The sequence below is a fragment of the Pseudomonas fluorescens genome, assembly GCF_900215245.1.
Classification (GTDB): domain Bacteria; phylum Pseudomonadota; class Gammaproteobacteria; order Pseudomonadales; family Pseudomonadaceae; genus Aquipseudomonas; species Aquipseudomonas fluorescens.
This window is the reverse complement of record NZ_LT907842.1, coordinates 1,806,940-1,825,188: the sequence shown is the minus strand read 5'-3', so window position 1 is coordinate 1,825,188 and position 18,249 is coordinate 1,806,940. Positions and strand designations below refer to the sequence as shown.

The following is an 18,249-nucleotide window of genomic DNA, read 5'->3' as shown; positions in this document are numbered from 1 at the left end:
CAGAGGCATTTATGAGTAACAACCTCGACCAGCTCACCGATTGGTTGAAAGACCACAAGATCACAGAAGTCGAATGCATGATTGGCGACCTCACCGGTATCACCCGGGGCAAGATCTCGCCGACCAACAAGTTCATCGCCGAAAAAGGCATGCGCCTGCCCGAGAGCGTTCTGTTGCAGACCGTGACCGGCGACTATGTCGAAGACGACATCTATTACGAATTGCTCGACCCGGCCGACATCGACATGATCTGCCGCCCCGACCAGAACGCCGTATTCCTGGTGCCCTGGGCCATCGAGCCTACCGCCCAGGTGATTCACGACACCTACGACAAGCAAGGCAACCCGATCGAGCTGTCGCCGCGCAACGTGCTCAAGAAAGTCCTCCAGCTCTACGCCGACCGAGGCTGGCAGCCCATCGTGGCGCCGGAGATGGAGTTCTACCTGACCAAACGCTGCGAAGACCCGGACTTCCCGCTGCAACCGCCGATCGGCCGTTCCGGGCGCCCGGAGACCGGTCGCCAGTCCTTCTCTATAGAAGCGGCCAACGAGTTCGACCCGTTGTTCGAAGACGTCTACGACTGGTGTGAACTCCAGGAGCTGGACCTCGATACCCTGATCCATGAAGACGGCACCGCGCAGATGGAAATCAACTTCCGTCATGGCGATGCGCTGTCCCTGGCCGACCAGATCCTGGTGTTCAAACGCACCATGCGCGAGGCCGCACTCAAGCACAACGTGGCCGCCACCTTCATGGCCAAGCCCATGACCGGCGAGCCCGGCAGCGCGATGCACCTGCACCAGAGCATCATCGACATCGCCACCGGCAAGAACGTCTTCTCTAATGAAGACGGGACCATGAGCCAGCTGTTCCTCAACCACATCGGTGGCCTGCAGAAATTCATCCCTGAATTGCTGCCGCTGTTTGCCCCCAACGTGAACTCGTTCCGCCGCTTCCTGCCCGACACCTCGGCGCCGGTGAACGTGGAATGGGGCGAAGAAAACCGCACCGTCGGCCTGCGCGTACCGGATGCCGGCCCGCAGAACCGTCGCGTCGAAAACCGCCTGCCGGGCGCCGACGCCAATCCGTACCTGGCGATTGCCGCCAGCCTGCTGTGCGGCTACATCGGTATGGTCGAAGGTCATAACCCAAGCGCGCCGGTGGTGGGCCGCGGATATGAGCGCCGCAACCTGCGCCTGCCGCTGACCATCGAAGACGCCCTTGAGCGTATGGAAAACAGCAAGACCATCGAAAAATATCTGGGTCAAAAATTCATCACAGGCTACGTCGCGGTCAAGCGGGCCGAGCATGAAAACTTCAAGCGCGTGATCAGTTCGTGGGAGCGGGAATTCCTGCTCTTCGCCGTCTGATGCGTCGGGCGCGCCTCAGGATTGGCGCGCCCTCACCTGAAAAGTCTAGGAGATTGGTATGTCCAGCAACAACCCGCAAACCCGTGAATGGCAAGCCTTGAGCAATGATCACCACCTGGCGCCGTTCAGCGATTTCAAGCAATTGAAAGTGAAAGGCCCACGGATTATCACCAAAGCCCACGGCGTTTACCTGTGGGACAGCGAAGGCAACAAGATCCTCGACGGCATGGCCGGCCTGTGGTGCGTGGCGATCGGTTACGGTCGCGATGAACTGGCTGACGCCGCCGCCAAGCAGATGAAAGAGCTGCCGTACTACAACCTGTTCTTCCAGACCGCTCACCCGCCGGTGCTGGAACTGGCCAAGGTGATTTCCGAGATCGCACCGGCCGGCATGAACCACGTGTTCTTTACCGGCTCCGGCTCGGAAGGCAACGACACCATGTTGCGCATGGTCCGCCACTACTGGGCGATCAAGGGCCAGCCGAACAAGAAGATCATCATCAGCCGCAAGAATGGCTATCACGGCTCCACGGTGGCCGGCGCCAGCCTGGGCGGCATGACATACATGCATGAACAGGGTGACTTGCCGATCCCGGGTATTACCCACATCGCCCAGCCGTACTGGTATGGCGAAGGCGGCGACATGAGCCCGGAAGAATTCGGGATCTGGGCCGCCAACCAGCTGGAAGAGAAGATCCTCGAACTGGGTGTGGACAACGTCGGTGCCTTTATTGCCGAGCCGATCCAGGGGGCCGGTGGCGTGATCGTACCGCCAGAGACCTACTGGCCGCGCATCAAGGAAATCCTCGCCAAGTACGACATCCTGTTCGTCGCCGATGAAGTGATCTGCGGCTTCGGCCGTACCGGTGAGTGGTTCGGTAGCGACTTCTATGACCTCAAGCCACACATGATGACCATCGCCAAGGGCCTGACCTCGGGTTACATCCCGATGGGCGGCCTGATCGTGCGCGACGACGTGGTTGCCGTGCTCAATGAAGGCGGTGATTTCAACCACGGCTTCACCTACTCCGGTCACCCGGTGGCGGCAGCGGTAGCCCTGGAAAACATCCGGATTCTGCGCGATGAAAAAATCGTTAACCGTGTGCACGAAGAAACGGCACCGTATTTGCAGAAACGTCTGAGGGAACTGGCTGATCACCCGCTGGTGGGTGAGGTTCGCGGTGTCGGCATGCTCGGGGCGATTGAGCTGGTGCAGGACAAGGCCACGCGCAAACGTTACGAAGGCCGTGGTGTGGGCATGATCTGCCGCACGTTCTGCTTCGAGAATGGCCTGATCATGCGCGCCGTGGGCGACACCATGATCATTTCGCCTCCGCTGGTGATCAGCAAGGCGGAAATCGACGAGTTGGTGACCAAGGCTCGCCAGTGCCTGGACCTGACTTTGGCGGCATTGCAAGGCTAAGTGCTAGGCTCAGTGCGCAGCGGCTTCGGGCGCTGCGTGCGGGCAGTGACAAAAACGCAGTAATAAAGGGCGCTTTGGTTGAAAGCCGGCCCCTGAACTTGCCAGACTGTCGCCGTGTTTTGTTGCCCTTTGGAAGGGTCGTAAGACGACTAAAGAACGTGGCCCAAAAAAGAAAAATTGGAGCATCACCAAATGAAGGCATTAGGTTTGAAGAACGCTGGCAAGACCCTCCTCGCGTTGTCCCTGATGGGCGCAATGGCGGGCGCGGCCCAGGCAGACGATAAAGTGCTGCACGTCTACAACTGGTCCGACTACATTGCACCGGACACCATCGCCAACTTTGAAAAAGAGTCGGGCATTAAAGTGGTGTACGACGTTTTTGACAGCAACGAGACCCTGGAAGCCAAGTTGCTGGCAGGCAAGTCCGGTTACGACATCGTCGTTCCGTCGAACAACTTCCTCGCCAAGCAGATCAAGGCCGGTGTCTATCAAGAGCTGGACAAGTCCAAGCTGTCCAACTACGCCAACCTGAACAAATCCCTGCTTAAAGCCGTGTCGGTCAGCGACCCGGACAACAAGCACGCGTTCCCGTACATGTGGGGTTCGATCGGCATCGGTTACAACCCGGAGAAGGTCAAGGCTGCGCTGGGCGTGGACAAGATCGACTCGTGGGACGTGCTGATGAAGCCGGAAAACATCGCCAAGCTGAAAAGCTGCGGCGTGAGCTTCCTCGACTCGCCAACCGAAATGCTGCCGGTGGCGCTGCATTACCTCGGCCTGCCGACCGACACCCAGAAGAAAGCTGACCTCAAGCAAGCCGAGGACCTGTTCCTCAAGCTGCGCCCATCGATCGGCTACTTCCACTCGTCCAAGTACATCTCCGACCTGGCCAACGGCAACATCTGCGTGGCCGTGGGGTACTCGGGTGACATCCAGCAGGCCAAGTCCCGCGCGGCTGAAGCCGGTGGCAAGGTCAAGGTTGCCTACGACATTCCGAAAGAAGGCGCCGGCAGCTTCTATGACATGGTCGCCATCCCTAAAGATGCCGAAAACGTCGATGCTGCCTACAAGTTCATGAACTACCTGCTCAAGCCGGAAGTTATGGCCGCTATCACCAATAGCGTCCGTTTCCCGAACGGTAACGAGAAAGCCACCGCACTGGTCGACAAAGACATCACCAGCGACCCGGGCATTTACCCGCCTGCGGATGTGCAGGCCAAGCTCTACGCCATTGCTGACTTGCCGGCGGCTACTCAGCGTGAAATGACGCGCAGCTGGACCAAAATCAAATCGGGCAAATAAGCCTTTGAACCGTGGGGGCGGCGAACCGCCGCTCCCACACATTAAATGATAGAAAGCTTTGCCGGATCGGTTTATCGAGGGTAAGTTGCGCGCCGGTTTTGTTGCCGGGCAACAACTTTGGGCCCAACTATTTAAGAGGACCTCCACTTGCCAATTTCTTTATTTCGCAAAGCCTTGCTGGTGGGTGCAGGTATCACGCTGGCTGTCAGCGTGCAGGCCGCGCCGACTGTGCATGTTTATAACTGGTCGGACTACATCGGCGCCGACACCCTGGCCAACTTCGAAAAGGCCAGCGGCATCAAGCCGGTGTATGACGTGTTTGACTCCAATGAAACCCTGGAAGGCAAGTTGCTCGCCGGGCGTACCGGTTACGACGTGGTCGTGCCGTCCAACCACTTCCTTGGCAAGCAAATCAAAGCCGGGGCGTTTCAGAAGCTCGACAAGTCGTTGCTGACTAACTATTCCAATCTGGACCCGGCGCTGCTCAAGCGTCTGGAAAAGAACGACCCGGGTAACCAATACGCCGTGCCGTATCTGTGGGGCACCAACGGCATTGGTTACAACGTCGACAAAGTCAAAGAAGTGCTGGGCGTCGACCATATCGACTCCTGGGCCGTGCTGTTCGAGCCGGAAAACATGAAGAAGCTCGCCACGTGCGGGGTCTCGTTCATGGACTCGGCGGATGAAATGCTGCCGGCGGTGCTCAACTACATGGGCCTGAACCCGAACAGTACCAACCCCGAAGACTACAAGAAGGCCGAAGAGAAGCTGCTCAAAGTGCGGCCCTACGTGACCTATTTCCATTCTTCCAAATACATCTCGGACCTGGCCAACGGCAACATCTGCGTGGCGGCCGGTTTCTCCGGTGATGTGTTCCAGGCCAAGGCTCGCGCAAGCGAGGCCGGCAAAGGCGTGAACATCGCCTACGCGATTCCGAAAGAAGGCGGCAACCTCTGGTTTGACGTGCTGGCGATCCCCAAGGATGCGAAGAACGTCAAAGAGGCTCACGCCTTCATCAACTATTTACTGCAACCTGAGGTGATCGCTCAGGTCAGTGATTACGTCGGTTACGCCAACCCTAACCCAGGGGCGGACAAACTGATGAAGCAATCGATACGCACTGACGCAGCGGTTTACCCACCGCAGGCGGTTCTCGACCGGACGTTCGTCAACTTCGAGCTACCCCCGAAAGTGCAACGTTTAATGACCCGTAGCTGGACCAAGGTCAAGACGGGCAAGTAAGGCTTAAGGCTCAAACTATTCTGGGTTCGCCTGCCTCGGGCGAACTGCACTCTTTTTTGTTGGGAGTTTCGTAAATGGCAGTTGCCTCCGGCGCCTATAAGAAAGCCCTCGAGGGCGACCAGACACCGAAAAAGGTGCTGGTCAAAATCGACCGGGTCACGAAGAAGTTCGACGAGACGATTGCCGTGGACGATGTGTCCCTGGAAATCAAGAAAGGCGAGATCTTCGCCTTGCTCGGCGGATCGGGATCGGGCAAATCCACCTTGCTGCGCATGCTCGCAGGCTTCGAGCGCCCAACGGAAGGTCGCATCTACCTCGATGGTGTGGACATCACCGATATGCCGCCCTACGAGCGGCCGATCAACATGATGTTCCAGTCCTACGCCTTGTTCCCGCACATGACCGTGGCGCAGAACATCGCGTTCGGCCTGCAACAGGACAAGATCCCCAAGGCTGAAGTCGATGCGCGCGTGGCCGAGATGCTCAAGCTGGTGCAGATGAGCCAGTACGCCAAGCGCAAGCCGCACCAACTTTCTGGCGGTCAACGTCAGCGTGTGGCACTTGCGCGCTCCCTGGCCAAACGCCCGAAACTGCTGCTGCTCGACGAGCCGATGGGCGCCCTCGACAAGAAGCTGCGTTCGCAGATGCAACTGGAACTGGTGGAGATCATCGAGCGCGTGGGCGTGACCTGCGTGATGGTGACCCACGACCAGGAAGAGGCCATGACCATGGCCGAACGCATCGCGATCATGCACCTGGGCTGGATCGCCCAGATCGGCAGCCCGATCGACATCTACGAAACGCCTACCAGCCGTCTGGTGTGTGAGTTCATCGGCAACGTGAACATTTTCGACACCCAGGTGGTGGACGACGCCGAAGGCCACGCGGTACTCAAGTGCCCGGACCTGGACCGCGACATCTACGTGGGCTACGGCATTGCCACGGCAGTGGAAGACAAGTCGGTGACCTACGCCATCCGCCCGGAAAAGCTGTTGGTCACCACCGAAATGCCGACCTGCGAGCACAACTGGTCCAGCGGCAAAGTGCATGACATCGCCTACCTGGGCGGCCACTCGGTGTTCTACGTGGAACTGCCGAGCGGCAAGCTGGTGCAGTCCTTCGTCGCCAACGCCGAACGCCGTGGCCAGCGCCCAACCTGGGGTGACCAAGTCTACGTGTGGTGGGAAGACGACAGCGGCGTGGTACTTCGCTCATGAATATGAAGAAGTTCAAACGCCAGCTGCAACGAATAACGCCCGGTGGCCGGCATGTGGTCATCGGGATTCCTTTCCTCTGGCTGTTCCTGTTTTTCGCGCTGCCGTTCTTCATCGTCTTGAAGATCAGCTTTGCCGAAGCCGACGTGGCGATCCCGCCTTACACCGAGATCTACACCTTCGTTGAGCAAAAGCTGCAGTTGGTGCTCAACCTCGGCAACTACGCGATGCTCGGCGACGACGAGTTATACATCGCCGCGTACTTGGGCTCGCTGAAGATGGCGTTTTTCAGCACGCTTCTGTGCCTGTTGATCGGCTATCCGATGGCCTACGCGATTGCCAGCGCGCGCAAAGAAATGCAGACCGTACTGGTGCTGCTGATCATGATGCCGACCTGGACCGCGATCCTGATCCGCGTGTATGCGTGGATGGGTATCCTCAGCAATAACGGCTTGCTCAATAGCTTCCTGATGTCCATCGGCTTGATCAACGAGCCGCTGCAGATCCTCAACACCAACATCGCGGTGTACATCGGCGTGGTCTATTCGTACCTGCCGTTCATGATCCTGCCGCTGTACGCCAACCTGGTCAAACACGACCAGAGCCTGCTGGAAGCTGCGTCCGACCTGGGTTCGAGCACCTTCAACAGTTTCTGGAAAATCACTGTGCCGCTGTCCAAGAACGGCATCATCGCCGGCTGCATGCTGGTGTTCATTCCGGTGGTGGGCGAGTTCGTGATCCCGGAACTGCTCGGCGGTCCGGAAACCCTGATGATCGGTAAAGTGTTGTGGCAAGAATTCTTCAACAACCGTGACTGGCCGGTGGCGTCTGCCCTGGCGGTGGTGATGCTGGCGATCCTGATCGTGCCGATCATCCTGTTCAACCGCAGCCAAGCCAAAGAGATGGAGGGCAAGATATGAAGCGCGTCAGTTTCTCAAGCTTCATGCTGGTGGCGGGGTTGTTGTTCATTTACCTGCCGATGCTGATCCTGGTGATCTACTCGTTCAACGAATCCAAACTGGTGACGGTGTGGGGCGGTTGGTCGATCAAGTGGTACGTGGGCCTGCTGGACAACACCCAGTTGATGGGCTCGGTGGCGCGCTCCCTGGAAATTGCCTGCTACACCGCCGTTGCGGCGGTGGCACTGGGTACGCTGGCGGCGTTTGTGCTGACCCGTATCAGCCAGTTCAAGGGCCGCACGCTGTTCGGCGGCCTGGTGACGGCACCGTTGGTGATGCCCGAAGTGATCACCGGTCTGTCGCTGTTGCTGCTGTTCGTGGCCATGGCGCAGATGATCGGTTGGCCCCAGGAGCGTGGCATTGTCACCATCTGGATCGCCCACACCACGTTCTGTGCGGCGTATGTGGCGGTGGTGGTGTCGGCGCGCTTGCGTGAGCTGGACCTGTCGATTGAAGAAGCGGCAATGGATCTGGGCGCGCGGCCATGGAAGGTGTTCTTCCTGATCACCATCCCGATGATCGCGCCATCGTTGGCGGCAGGCGGCATGATGTCGTTCGCGCTGTCCCTGGATGACCTGGTACTCGCCAGCTTCGTGTCGGGCCCGGGCTCGACCACGTTGCCGATGGAAGTGTTCTCGGCGGTACGTCTTGGGGTTAAACCCGAGATCAACGCCGTGGCCAGTTTGATTCTGTTGGCGGTGTCGTTGGTGACCTTCCTGGTGTGGTTCTTCAGCCGTCGGGCCGAAGAGATGCGCAAGAAAGCCATCCAACAAGCGATTGAAGAAGCCGCGGCGGATGGCTGGCAGCAGCCGGACAAGCGCCGGGCGCCTGCGCCGGTCTAACCCCGGAACGGGTTCAACATGTGGGAGGGGGCTTGCTCCCGATTGCGCAACGCCAGTCACTGCAGCTATTGACTGACCGACTGCAATCGGGAACAAGCCCCCTCCCACATTTGATTGGGTTTTCACGTCAGCTATGCAGCCCAAGGCGACTTGCGAATCACCTCGACAAAGTTCATCGGCTTGAACCCCGGCTCCTGATCCACCAACACATCGGTCTTCACGTTGCCAAACGTGGTCTGCGGGCGATGGCGCAAGCCGTCAGCAAACGCGCAGATGATGCATTCCTTGAACCCTTCGCCGCGTGGATGCGCATGCACCACGGCCTCGCGCTGCACGCTGGAAAAGGCGGCGTAGTCCATGCCCAGCACATCCATCTCGACACCGGCGGTCACCAGCGCCACGGTCGGGCGCAAGTGCTGCGGCACACCCGGCGTGGTGTGCAGGGCGATCGACAGCCAGACTTGTTCGATATCGTCATCGCTCAGCCCGTAAGGTTTGAGGAATGCGGCCGCCGCGTTGGCGCCGTCCACTTCGAAACGCTCGTTGTTACTGCGATGGCCTTCGACCAGGCCCAGGTCGTGGAACATCGCGCCGACGTAAAGCAGCTCCGGGTTGTAGGCCAACTGCTTGCGCTCACCGCTCAACGCACCGAACAGAAACACCCGGCGCGAGTGGTGGTAAAGCAAGTCGGACTCGACGTCGCGGATGTATTCGGTGGTGGCTTTGGCCAAGGCGCTGTCCGGGATCTGGATGCCGGCGATGGAGTTGCTCATGGTCGTGCTCCTCAACAAAGCGCCGGGGGTGGCGCCGATGAGTGAAGTCTGGTCGCGTACCCGCGAAGGGGCTATCGCGGCGAGGGCGCGATCCCTGCCAATGTGGCGCCACATCGTGCCAGCCGGATTAGTCTCTTGAAATCTGCGCAGATCAAATGTGGGAGCGGGCTTGCTCGCGAAAGCGGTATGTCAGTTAATGCATGTACCGACTGAACAACCGCATTCGCGAGCAAGCCCGCTCCCGCAGGGTTTTGCCTTTATTCAGTTAGAAAAGGGTGTCTCTATTTATGGGCAAAACCGTCGCCATCCTGATCTTCCCCGGCGTCCAGTCACTGGACGTGACCGGCCCCATGGATGTGTTCTGCGAGGCCAACCGTTTTCTGCCGCCCGAAGAGCATTATCAGCTTGAAGTGATCGGCCTGAGCCACGGCACACTGGTCGCCTCCAACGGTTTGTCATTGCAGGCCCACAAACATTACTGCGACGCCTTGCAAGCCTATGATCTGTTGCTGGTCGCTGGCGGCCCTCAGCTGCCTTTCGAAGATTTCGGCGCCCAGTTTGATGATTGGCTACGCGGCGCCGCCGCCCGCGCACAGCGTTTCGGCTCGATCTGCAATGGCGCCTTTATGCTGGCGCGCGCCGGGTTGCTGGATGGCAAAACCGTCACCACCCATTGGAACGACGCTGCCGACCTGGCGCGCCTGTGCCCCTCGGCCCAGGTCGATGCCGACCGTCTCTACGTGCAGGACGGTAATCTCTACACCTCGGCGGGCGTCACGGCAGGCATCGACCTGTCGCTGTACCTGCTGGCCCAGGATCACGGCCCGGAAGTCGCGCTGAGCGTGGCCAAGCGCCTGGTGGTGTTCACTCAGCGCTCGGGCGGGCAGTCGCAGTTCAGCCCGTTCCTCACGCCTCACGCCGAAAGCACCTCGGCGGTGGCATTGGTGCAGCTGTACGTGCTGGCGAACTTGACCGGGGATTTGACCATTGCCGATCTGGCCAGGGCGGCCAACATGAGTGCGCGTAATTTCTCTCGAGTGTTTGCTCGTGAGGCGCGCATAACGCCTGCCGAGTTCGTCGAGCGAGCGCGAGTGGACGCGGCGCGGGTGATGCTCGAAAGCAGCGCCGCACCGCTCAAGACTGTGGCCTATCAATGCGGTTTCCGTGACGCCCAGCACATGCGCTGTGTGTTCAACCGCCGGCTGGGCGTGACGCCGCAACAGTTCCGGCTTAACTTTGCTGCACCGGTGTGAGCGTGTCGTAGGCTTCCAGCGCGCGCAGTGAGTAGATATACGCGGCGCCTGCATTCAGCGAGATGGCGGTGGCCAAGGTGGCGGCAACTTCTTCTCGGGTCGCGCCGGCATTGATCGCCGCATCCGCGTGTGCGGCGATACAGCCGTCGCAGCGCGTGGTGATCGCCACGGCGATGGATATCAGCTCGCGGGTCTTGGCGTCGAGTACATGGTTTTCCTCGGCAGCCTCGTCCAGCGCCATATAGGCTTTGACCATCTTCGGGTTGCTCTTGCCCAGCGCACCAAAGGTTTTATTCACGTTAGCAAGCAAGTCGGACCAGTTATTGAACATTGCGGTAACTCCTGAACGGGTTGGGTGTGAAGCCAGTCTGTGCCGTTCGGGGTTGGTATGATTGTTCGATCCACTCATCTTTTTGACCGATGTTCGCAAATGAATTCGATCGATACCCTTATTGCGCTGGCCAACCTGCGCGGCAGTCTGGATTTACGTTGCCAGTTCCAGGGTGACTGGGCGCTGGAACACACCCCGGAGAATCTCGGCGTGGCGCCGTACCACATCGTCATTAGCGGAACTTGCCGCGCCGAATTGTCGGGCGGCCAGCACGTGACGCTGGAGGAGGGCGACATCCTGTTGATGCCCGGTGGCGCAACCCATTTGCTGCGCAGCCAGGGTGAGCGGATTCGGCCGGTGCAGCCCACCGTGATCGAAGGCGGTGTACTGCCGGTGTATCGCCTGGGTGGCGAACGGCCGGAAGTGGACATGCTCTGCGGCAACTTTCACTACAACCGCCAATCGTTGTTGCTTGGTGCATTGCCGGAATTTTTGGTGGTGTCCAGCCGCCAGTGGCAGGGCGATGGGCAGTTGGCCGCGTTGATTGCTTTACTGCGCAGCGAGGCGGACGGCCAGCAATTGGGCGCCCGCTCGTTTATCGACGCGCTGTCGCAGGCCTTGTTCACTTTGATCCTGCGTGCCTGGCTGGCTCGCCAGACACCCGTGGCAGGCACCTTCGCTTTGCTCGCCGACAAGCGCCTGAGCAAAGCCTGGCAGGCGATGCTGGCCGAGCCTGGTCAAGAGTGGACGATCGACAGCCTGGCGGCGGCAGCCACCATGTCGCGGGCCACCTTCATGCGCGCGTTTGTAAAAGTGGCGGGCGTGTCGCCGTGGGTGCTGCTGACCCAGCTGCGCATGGAACTGGCCTTCAACCTGCTGCGCCAATCGCGCCTGAGCCTGCTGGATATCGCTGCGCAGGTGGGTTACCAGTCCCAGGCGGCGTTCAGCAAGAAATTCAAGGAAACCTACGGCGAGGCGCCGGGGCGGATGCGGGCTCGTTAGTCGCTACAACACAAAGCAAATGTGGGAGCGCATTCTTCCAGCACTATTTTCTCGCAGGCAACAGCTTCAGCGTGCCACGGGTATTCGCCGTCACTTCTTCATCACTGAAATGCGCCTGCTCGTACCCACCCTCGATATAGGTTTCCGCCTGGTCGCCATAGTGCGAGTCAAACGGCACCCCGCTTTGCCCCACAGGGTTGATGGTCAACGCATGGGCCGGGTCGGCGAAGTCGATCAGGCGCCGGGTCGACGGGCCATAGGTCACGGGCCATGGCGCAGGGCCGATCATGGCCGATTGGTTATTCGGCACTTCGTGGGTACCGGGCGCCGGGAATGGGCCGACGTTGAAAATCTTGTCCAATGGCTTCTGCATGCCCAGCGGATGGCCGTGAGTCAGGGTATGGGCCTTGCCCCACTGCCATTGCGACGGGTCATCGCCAAAGGTGGCCTTGAGGTGAGCCAGGCTGTTGTCCCAGGCGAGCTTGACGGTGTCGGCGCGCTTGCCGTTCCACCAGGGTGAGTCTGGTGAAGCGGCCAGGCGTGGCAGCGCGGCGTCGATCACCCGAGTACCGAGCAGGGTTTTAAACATGGCGTCGCCGAGCTTCGGGTGGAAGGCCGCATCGGTGAGGTTAAACAGGAACTGGTTGAAGAGTGTCGCGCTGGTGGAGTCCAGCGGGTAATCGCCTTTCCAGGCGGCCAACTGTTCTATCAGTTTCAACTGCGCCGGGTCCTTGACCACCTCACGCAGCACCGGCAACAGCGGTGCCAGCAAGCGTGGGCCGTAGGCGGTAGTCGTGCCCAGTTGCAAGGCTTGGCTGTTGTTCACGTCCCACTTCACGCTTTTGTCGCTCAACTGCGTGTTCAATTGTTGGCCACGGTCGGCCAGGTTGTAGTAACCGGGGATTTCCATGCCGGTGGGTGACGCCGGCTGGGCATTGGCCGACACCACATAACCCCGCGCCGGGTTTTCTTCCTGAGGGTTGGCGCTGAAAGGGTAGAAACCCAGCTTGTCAGCCTGGGCGGTGCTGCCATCGAGAATGAACGCCGGGTTGGCCCCGGCCGGGCGGATCGGCAGTTGCGCCGCCGCCCACCAGCCGATATCACCCTTGGCATTTGCCCACACAATATTCAGGCCCGGTGCCGAAACCTTGGCCGCTGCGGCGCGCACCTTGGCCAGGGTATCGGCGCGGTTGAGCTGGTAGAAACCTTCGAGGATAGGGTTTTCGGTGTCGAGGAACGCCCACCACATGGCAATCGGCGTGCTGCCGGCATTCTCGCCGAGCACGTCATTGATGATCGGACCGTGGGGCGACTGGCGCAGGGTAAAGGTCACCGGTGCCTGGCCCTTCACCGCGATCTGTTGCTCGCTGCTGGTCATGTTGACCCATTGGCCGTGGTACCAGACCTGGTTGGGGTTGTCGGGGTTGACCTTTTCGGCGATCAGGTCGAGGTCATCGTTCTGGAACATGGTCAGGCTCCAGCCGAAATCCAGGTTGTGCCCCAGGAACGCCACCGGCACCAGCGCGTTGTGATAGCCGTAGAGCTCAAAACCCGGTGCAGAGAGCTGTGCTTCGTACCACACCGACGGCACCGAGAAACGGATATGCGGGTCGCCCGCCAGCAAGGGCTTGCCGCTCTTGGTGCGGCTGCCGCTGATGGCCCAGGCATTGCTGCCTTCGAACTGCGGCAAGCCATTCTCGGCCAACGCCCTGTCGCTCAACGAGGCCAGCGCGCCGAGCGTCTGCCAATCACGGGCGGCCAGGTTAAGCGCGCCCTTGGGCTGCCAATCAAGGTCGAAGACTTTCAGGTAGTCGCCCCCCAATTGGTCGCGTACGTAAGTCAGCAACGGCTCGGTACGAAACGCGGCGGCAAAGCTGTAGGCCATGTACCCGGCGACGCTGATGGTGTCCTCAGCGGTGAACCGCCGCTTGGGAATGCCCAGCACGTCAAACTCCATCGGGCTGGGGTGGCTGTCCTGAAATTGATTGATCCCGTCCAGGTAGGCTTGCAAGGCTTTCCAGGCCGGTGAATCGTGGTCCATGTGTTCCACGTAGCTCAAGGCGCGTTCGCGAATGCGCAGGCTGCGAAACAGCTTGTCGGTCTGGAGCATCTTCGGGCCCAGTATCTCGGCCAGTTCGCCACGGGCCAGGCGCCGCATGATCTCCATCTGGAACAGCCGGTCCTGTGCATGCACATAGCCGAGGGCGCGGTACAGATCGGTCTCGTTCTCGGCGCGCAGGTGCGGCACGCCACGGTCGTCATAGCGCACGGTGACCGCGCCTTGCAGGTTGGCGAGTGTTTCGGTGCCCTGGCGGGTGGGTTGCTTACTGTAGACATACCAGCCGGCGCCGGCCATGAGGGCGGCAATCAGGATAGCGAGCACGGTCAGGCTGCGTTTCATGGACGGTCCTTGAGTCATTCACCTTGAAGGTCAACGGAGTCTAATAGGTTTGGCGAGGGCTGAGGGAAATGCTGATATCGCGCACGATGCACCGCGGTGACAGCCGAGGTTCAAGTGGTGAGTGCCCTGACTACGCTACTATTGCGCCGGTCATCTTTGAGCTTTTTTCCATGACTTGCGCCCCGCAACCCCTTCCAGACTCCAGCCGCTCCGAGGCCGCCTACGCGTGCTGCCTGGAAGCGCCATCGCTGATCAGCCGCTTCTTGCAGCACCCGCCAGTGGGCTTTGATGCGCGTCTGTCCGAGCAGGGCCTGCCGTATTTTTTCACGCCCTTCGACCTGTTGACCACCGCCGACGATGCGTTCGAAAAGCGTGTTCGCAGCTGGCCCGGGTATCGTTTCTGGAACGCCTGGCTGCGTGTCGACAGTTGTTTTGTGGGGACCACGGTCAGTGAATATTCACCACTGCCCCAAGGCGTGTCGCCTCATGACCTAGCGCAGTGGTTGCAGGAGGCGTGCGCGCCGCAGCGCAAGCTCACCATCGTCAAAGACGTGCCGTGCAACTCGCCGCTGCTCAGCGAGGCGGATAACCGCTACGCGCAAACCCTGATTGATGAGTGCACCCGGCGCGGTTTCATCAGCGTTGAGGGGCAGGCGCTGGCGTACGTGCCGATCAACTTTGCCACGATCGATGAGTACCTGGCGCGCTTGTCCCACAGCCGTCGCCGCAATATCCGACGCAAACTGCGCAGCCGTGAAGCGCTGCGGGTGGACGTTCTGGACACCGGTGATGCGCGCTTCAATGATGATGCCTGGCTCACGCAGTTGTACGGGTTGTACAAGGCGGTGTATGACCAGAGCGAGATCCATTTTGACCTGCTCACCCCTGAGTTTTTCAGCAGCCTTCTGCGGGACGCCGAAAGTAACGGGCGCGTGTTCTGCTATTGGCACTGCGACGAACTGATCGGCTACAACCTGTGCTACGTGGAGGGCGACAAGCTGCTCGACAAGTACATCGGCCTTAGCTACCCGCTGGCGTTGGAATTCAACCTGTATTTCGTCAGTTGGTTTGTGAACCTTGAATATGCGCTAGCCAATGGGCTGAAATTTTATGTGGCGGGTTGGACCGACCCGCAGGTCAAGGCCAGCCTGGGCGCCGACTTTACCTTTACCCGCCATCTGGTCTGGGTGCGTAACCCGCTGTTGCGCAAACTGGGCAACCGGTTCCGTCATCACTTTGAAAGTGATACCCAGTGGCACCAGGAGCACACCGCATGAGCCAGGCCCGACCGCCGCTGATTCTCGATTTCGACCGTGCCGTCAGTGACATTCCCGGCGCAATTACGCTGGCGTTGCAGGCCTGGCAGGAAAAAATCCGTTTCGGCTGCCGCTGGGCACAATTCAAACAGCTGGAAACCGCCCTGCACGCACAAATGCCCAGCGATTACGGCTGTGTATTTACCGGCAGCGGTGACTATCACCACCTCAGCCAGCTGTTGTTGAATCGCCTGCCGACGCAGCAGAAATTCCAGCTGATCATCTGCGACAACCACCCGGATAACATGCGCTACCCGTTCGGTATCCACTGCGGCTCCTGGGTTTACTGGGCCAGCCGCTTGCCGCAGGTCGAGCATGTGCATGTGCTGGGCATCGGTTCGCAGGATATCGGCCTGGGCCACGCCTGGGAGAATCACTGGTCGCCGCTGCTCAAGCGCAAGTTGACCTACTGGAACATCAACGTCGACACGCGCTGGATGAACTGGATCGGTGCCGGGCGCAGCAATCGCGCCTTCAGCAATGCGGATGAATTGATGCGCGCGTTCCTGGCACAGTTTGACCGTTCACTGCCGGTGTACCTGTCCATTGATAAAGATGTGCTGAGCCCGGAAGTGGTGAACACCAACTGGGACCAGGGCGAATTCCTCGAACAGCATTTGAACGACCTGATCAGTGCCTGCCAGGGCCGAATCATCGGCGCGGACATCACTGGCGATGTGTCGGCCTACCACTATGAAAGCAAGTTCAAACGCTGGTTGAGTGCGTCCGATGGCCAGGAAGAACTGCCTGAGGCCCAGGTGCAGATCTGGCAGCAGCAACAGAACGAGCTGAACAGCCGGCTGGTGGCCCGTATCAATCAGGGTTGGCGACAATAGCTTTTAGCTGGGCGAATACGCTTTCGAAGTGTTCATCCGTCAGCCAATGGCTGTTACTGATCGACAGTGTGCGAGTCGCGAACGCCTGGGCTTGGCTGATAGCGCCGCCAGGCTGCAGCAGCGGGGCCACGTCGGGGTAGTCCGGCAATGTGTGGATAAACAGACGGGTCACGCCCAGCCCCGAGGTCCACAGCTGCGCCATCGCTGCATCGCGGGCTTGTGCAGACGGCATCATCACCATCAGAAAGGGCCAGGTGCCTTGCTGGCCTGGCCGGTCCATAACGACCGAGACACCGGGCAAGGCATTCAAGCGAGCTGCACGGCGCAAGGCCCGGGCGCGACCTTGCTGCAAGTAATCGGGCAGGCGAGCCAGCGCGGCGGCGCCGACCTTCTGGCGATAGCCGCCGAGGCGGTGCAACGGGATGTCGTTGACTGAAAAGTCATCGCCCACGGCACTCACTTCATCGCCCTGTTCCAACGCTTTGCGCAACGGCTTGCCATACACGTAGTGCAAGCCGCGAGGTTGGTAAAGCAGCGCGTAACCCCACAGCTCGGCGCTGCGTTGCAGCTCCCAGCGCAGGCTGAACGGCAGGTCCTGTGCGCATTGGCGGTGCAGCGCCTGATGCAGCACCGGATCGCGGCTGAACAGTACGCCACCTTCGGCCGTCGTCAGGCCTTTGCCCAGCGCCATGCTGAAAAATCCCACATCACCTTTGAGCCCGACGCTGCGGCCGTCGTCGAGTGCGCCCATGGCTTGGGCGGCGTCTTCGATGACCACCGCGCCGACAGAATCGGCAATACGCTTGGCGGTATCGACGTCCGCGACACGCCCGGCCAGATGAGTGACCACCACGGCCAGCGTGCTGTCGTCGCACAGCTGCTTCAGGTGCTGTTCATCCAGGTCAATGCGGCCCGGCTGCAAATCGCAGGGCACCACGCGCAACGGCGGGCAGTAATGGGCGGCCAACGCCACCAGCGGGCAGGTGTAGGCCGGCACGATCAGCCGGGTGCGGCCGGGCATGCGTTGCTGCAAGACTCGCAGGGCGATGATCAGCGCAGCGGTGCCGGAGCAGGGCAGCGCCGGCAGTGGAATCGAGAACTGGCGAGCCAGAGACTGGGCCAAATCGCCCGAAAGGTTCAGCAAATCCCGCCAGCTTAACGGCAGGCCAGCGGTGGGCGGGATTTCCCTGGTCATGACGCCAGTGGCTGTGAAGGTTCGGCCTCGACAGTTTTGCTGTCTTTGTCTTCACTGCGTGCGAGACAGAGAATGCCTGCGATGATCAAGGCGCCGCCGATGATTTTGGGCCAGGTCAGGGTGTCATCGAACAACCAGACAGAGATCAGCGTTACGCTTATCAGCTCCAAATGGGACGCCGCAAACGCGGGCCCCACCGGTGCATATTTGAGCAACGTCATCCAGGTGAAGAACGCGCCGATGTAGCCCACGAAGGCACCGTAGATCCATGGTGCGCCAAACACGCGCACCAACCAGGCGGCATCCATCGTCAGGGGTTCGGCATGCACCGAGGCGAATTTGAAACTGACCTGCGCCAACGTGTCGAAAATGATCAGCGCCAGAAAGCCGAGGATATAGAACCGTTTCATTATTCAAACCCCACAACGGTCACGCCACAGGCGATCAGCATGATGCCGATCAACCGCCACTTGCTCAGGCTTTCCTTGAACAGGAAACGCCCGGCAATCATGATCACCACAATATTGATCGAGCCCAGCATCACGCCCACCGACAATGGCACCAGCGTCAGGAATGCCAGCCACAACACAAATTCGAAGACGTAGCAGATCACCCCAAGCCAGATCCAGGGGCGCTTGAGCATGTGCTTCCAGTGAGCCATGCCGTCATGCTCGGCGCTGGCAGAGGCGGCGGCTTTAAACGCCAACTGGCCGGAGGTATCCACGATAACGTTGAGCATCCAGAGGATGATGGTTAACTGGCTCATGTGTTCCTATGCTTACAATCTCAC

At 60.0% G+C, this 18,249-nt stretch carries 17 protein-coding genes; 11 read left to right on the top strand and 6 right to left on the bottom strand.

Features of this window, described 5'->3' with window-relative positions; genetic code table 11:
- Nucleotides 1–11: 11 nt before the first annotated feature.
- From CPH89_RS08625 to CPH89_RS08595, 7 genes are all read left to right on the top strand, one after another.
- On the top strand, nucleotides 12–1,370 hold the full coding sequence (locus CPH89_RS08625; RefSeq protein WP_053258551.1) for a glutamine synthetase family protein: 1,359 nt from the start codon (nucleotides 12–14) through the stop codon (nucleotides 1,368–1,370).
- A gap of 58 nt (nucleotides 1,371–1,428) precedes the next feature.
- Nucleotides 1,429–2,793 (top strand): aspartate aminotransferase family protein, encoded by a 1,365-nt coding sequence (locus CPH89_RS08620; protein ID WP_053258550.1) that lies wholly within the window; start codon nucleotides 1,429–1,431, stop codon nucleotides 2,791–2,793.
- 207 nt (nucleotides 2,794–3,000) lie between these two features.
- On the top strand, nucleotides 3,001–4,095 hold the full coding sequence (locus CPH89_RS08615) for a polyamine ABC transporter substrate-binding protein (protein WP_053258811.1): 1,095 nt from the start codon (nucleotides 3,001–3,003) through the stop codon (nucleotides 4,093–4,095).
- A 147-nt stretch (nucleotides 4,096–4,242) separates the two neighbouring features.
- Nucleotides 4,243–5,337, top strand: coding sequence for a polyamine ABC transporter substrate-binding protein (locus CPH89_RS08610; RefSeq protein ID WP_053258549.1), 1,095 nt, complete (start codon nucleotides 4,243–4,245; stop codon nucleotides 5,335–5,337).
- Nucleotides 5,338–5,411: 74 nt separating this feature from the next.
- Complete coding sequence (locus CPH89_RS08605) at nucleotides 5,412–6,554, top strand: ABC transporter ATP-binding protein (RefSeq protein WP_003176776.1); 1,143 nt, start codon at nucleotides 5,412–5,414, stop codon at nucleotides 6,552–6,554.
- Complete coding sequence (locus CPH89_RS08600; protein ID WP_053258548.1) at nucleotides 6,551–7,471, top strand: ABC transporter permease subunit; 921 nt, start codon at nucleotides 6,551–6,553, stop codon at nucleotides 7,469–7,471. The genes CPH89_RS08605 and CPH89_RS08600 overlap by 4 nt, the downstream gene beginning before the upstream one ends.
- A complete protein-coding gene (locus CPH89_RS08595) occupies nucleotides 7,468–8,352 on the top strand; it encodes an ABC transporter permease subunit (protein ID WP_015886412.1) in 885 nt (294 codons plus the stop codon). The genes CPH89_RS08600 and CPH89_RS08595 overlap by 4 nt, the downstream gene beginning before the upstream one ends.
- Before the next feature lie 131 nt (nucleotides 8,353–8,483).
- Here CPH89_RS08595 and CPH89_RS08590 read toward each other — a convergent pair whose 3' ends face one another.
- On the bottom strand, nucleotides 8,484–9,125 hold the full coding sequence (locus CPH89_RS08590; protein WP_053258547.1) for an HD domain-containing protein: 642 nt from the start codon (nucleotides 9,123–9,125) through the stop codon (nucleotides 8,484–8,486).
- A 287-nt stretch (nucleotides 9,126–9,412) separates the two neighbouring features.
- Between CPH89_RS08590 and CPH89_RS08585 the strand changes: the two genes are divergently transcribed.
- A complete protein-coding gene (locus tag CPH89_RS08585; protein ID WP_053258546.1) occupies nucleotides 9,413–10,378 on the top strand; it encodes a GlxA family transcriptional regulator in 966 nt (321 codons plus the stop codon).
- On the opposite strand, the gene CPH89_RS08580 is transcribed toward CPH89_RS08585, so the two are convergent.
- Complete coding sequence (locus CPH89_RS08580; RefSeq protein WP_053258545.1) at nucleotides 10,356–10,709, bottom strand: carboxymuconolactone decarboxylase family protein; 354 nt, start codon at nucleotides 10,707–10,709, stop codon at nucleotides 10,356–10,358. The two genes, CPH89_RS08585 and CPH89_RS08580, sit on opposite strands and share 23 nt — an antisense overlap.
- Before the next feature lie 99 nt (nucleotides 10,710–10,808).
- Between CPH89_RS08580 and CPH89_RS08575 the strand changes: the two genes are divergently transcribed.
- Entirely contained in the window at nucleotides 10,809–11,711 is a 903-nt protein-coding gene (locus CPH89_RS08575; protein WP_053258544.1) for an AraC family transcriptional regulator, read from the top strand.
- A 43-nt stretch (nucleotides 11,712–11,754) separates the two neighbouring features.
- On the opposite strand, the gene CPH89_RS08570 is transcribed toward CPH89_RS08575, so the two are convergent.
- Complete coding sequence (locus tag CPH89_RS08570; protein ID WP_053258543.1) at nucleotides 11,755–14,112, bottom strand: penicillin acylase family protein; 2,358 nt, start codon at nucleotides 14,110–14,112, stop codon at nucleotides 11,755–11,757.
- A gap of 170 nt (nucleotides 14,113–14,282) precedes the next feature.
- On the opposite strand from CPH89_RS08570, the gene CPH89_RS08565 reads away from it, so the two are divergent.
- Both CPH89_RS08565 and CPH89_RS08560 read left to right on the top strand, forming a co-directional pair.
- Complete coding sequence (locus CPH89_RS08565) at nucleotides 14,283–15,389, top strand: GNAT family N-acetyltransferase (RefSeq protein WP_053258542.1); 1,107 nt, start codon at nucleotides 14,283–14,285, stop codon at nucleotides 15,387–15,389.
- Complete coding sequence (locus CPH89_RS08560) at nucleotides 15,386–16,264, top strand: hypothetical protein (RefSeq protein ID WP_053258541.1); 879 nt, start codon at nucleotides 15,386–15,388, stop codon at nucleotides 16,262–16,264. The genes CPH89_RS08565 and CPH89_RS08560 overlap by 4 nt, the downstream gene beginning before the upstream one ends.
- Here CPH89_RS08560 and CPH89_RS08555 read toward each other — a convergent pair.
- Genes CPH89_RS08555 through CPH89_RS08545 form a run of 3 tightly spaced genes read right to left on the bottom strand, consistent with a single transcriptional unit; the run spans nucleotide 16,242 to nucleotide 18,225 of the window.
- A complete protein-coding gene (locus CPH89_RS08555; RefSeq protein ID WP_053258540.1) occupies nucleotides 16,242–17,459 on the bottom strand; it encodes a DegT/DnrJ/EryC1/StrS family aminotransferase in 1,218 nt (405 codons plus the stop codon). The genes CPH89_RS08560 and CPH89_RS08555 overlap by 23 nt on opposite strands.
- The gene (locus tag CPH89_RS08550) at nucleotides 17,456–17,869 is read right to left on the bottom strand and encodes a DMT family transporter (protein WP_053258539.1); all 414 of its coding nucleotides are present in this window, start codon (nucleotides 17,867–17,869) and stop codon (nucleotides 17,456–17,458) included. Before CPH89_RS08550 ends, CPH89_RS08555 begins: the two co-directional genes overlap by 4 nt.
- Nucleotides 17,869–18,225: an EamA family transporter gene (locus CPH89_RS08545; protein WP_053258538.1), complete on the bottom strand. Its 357-nt coding sequence runs from the start codon at nucleotides 18,223–18,225 to the stop codon at nucleotides 17,869–17,871. The genes CPH89_RS08550 and CPH89_RS08545 overlap by 1 nt, the downstream gene beginning before the upstream one ends.
- Nucleotides 18,226–18,249 lie beyond the last annotated feature (24 nt).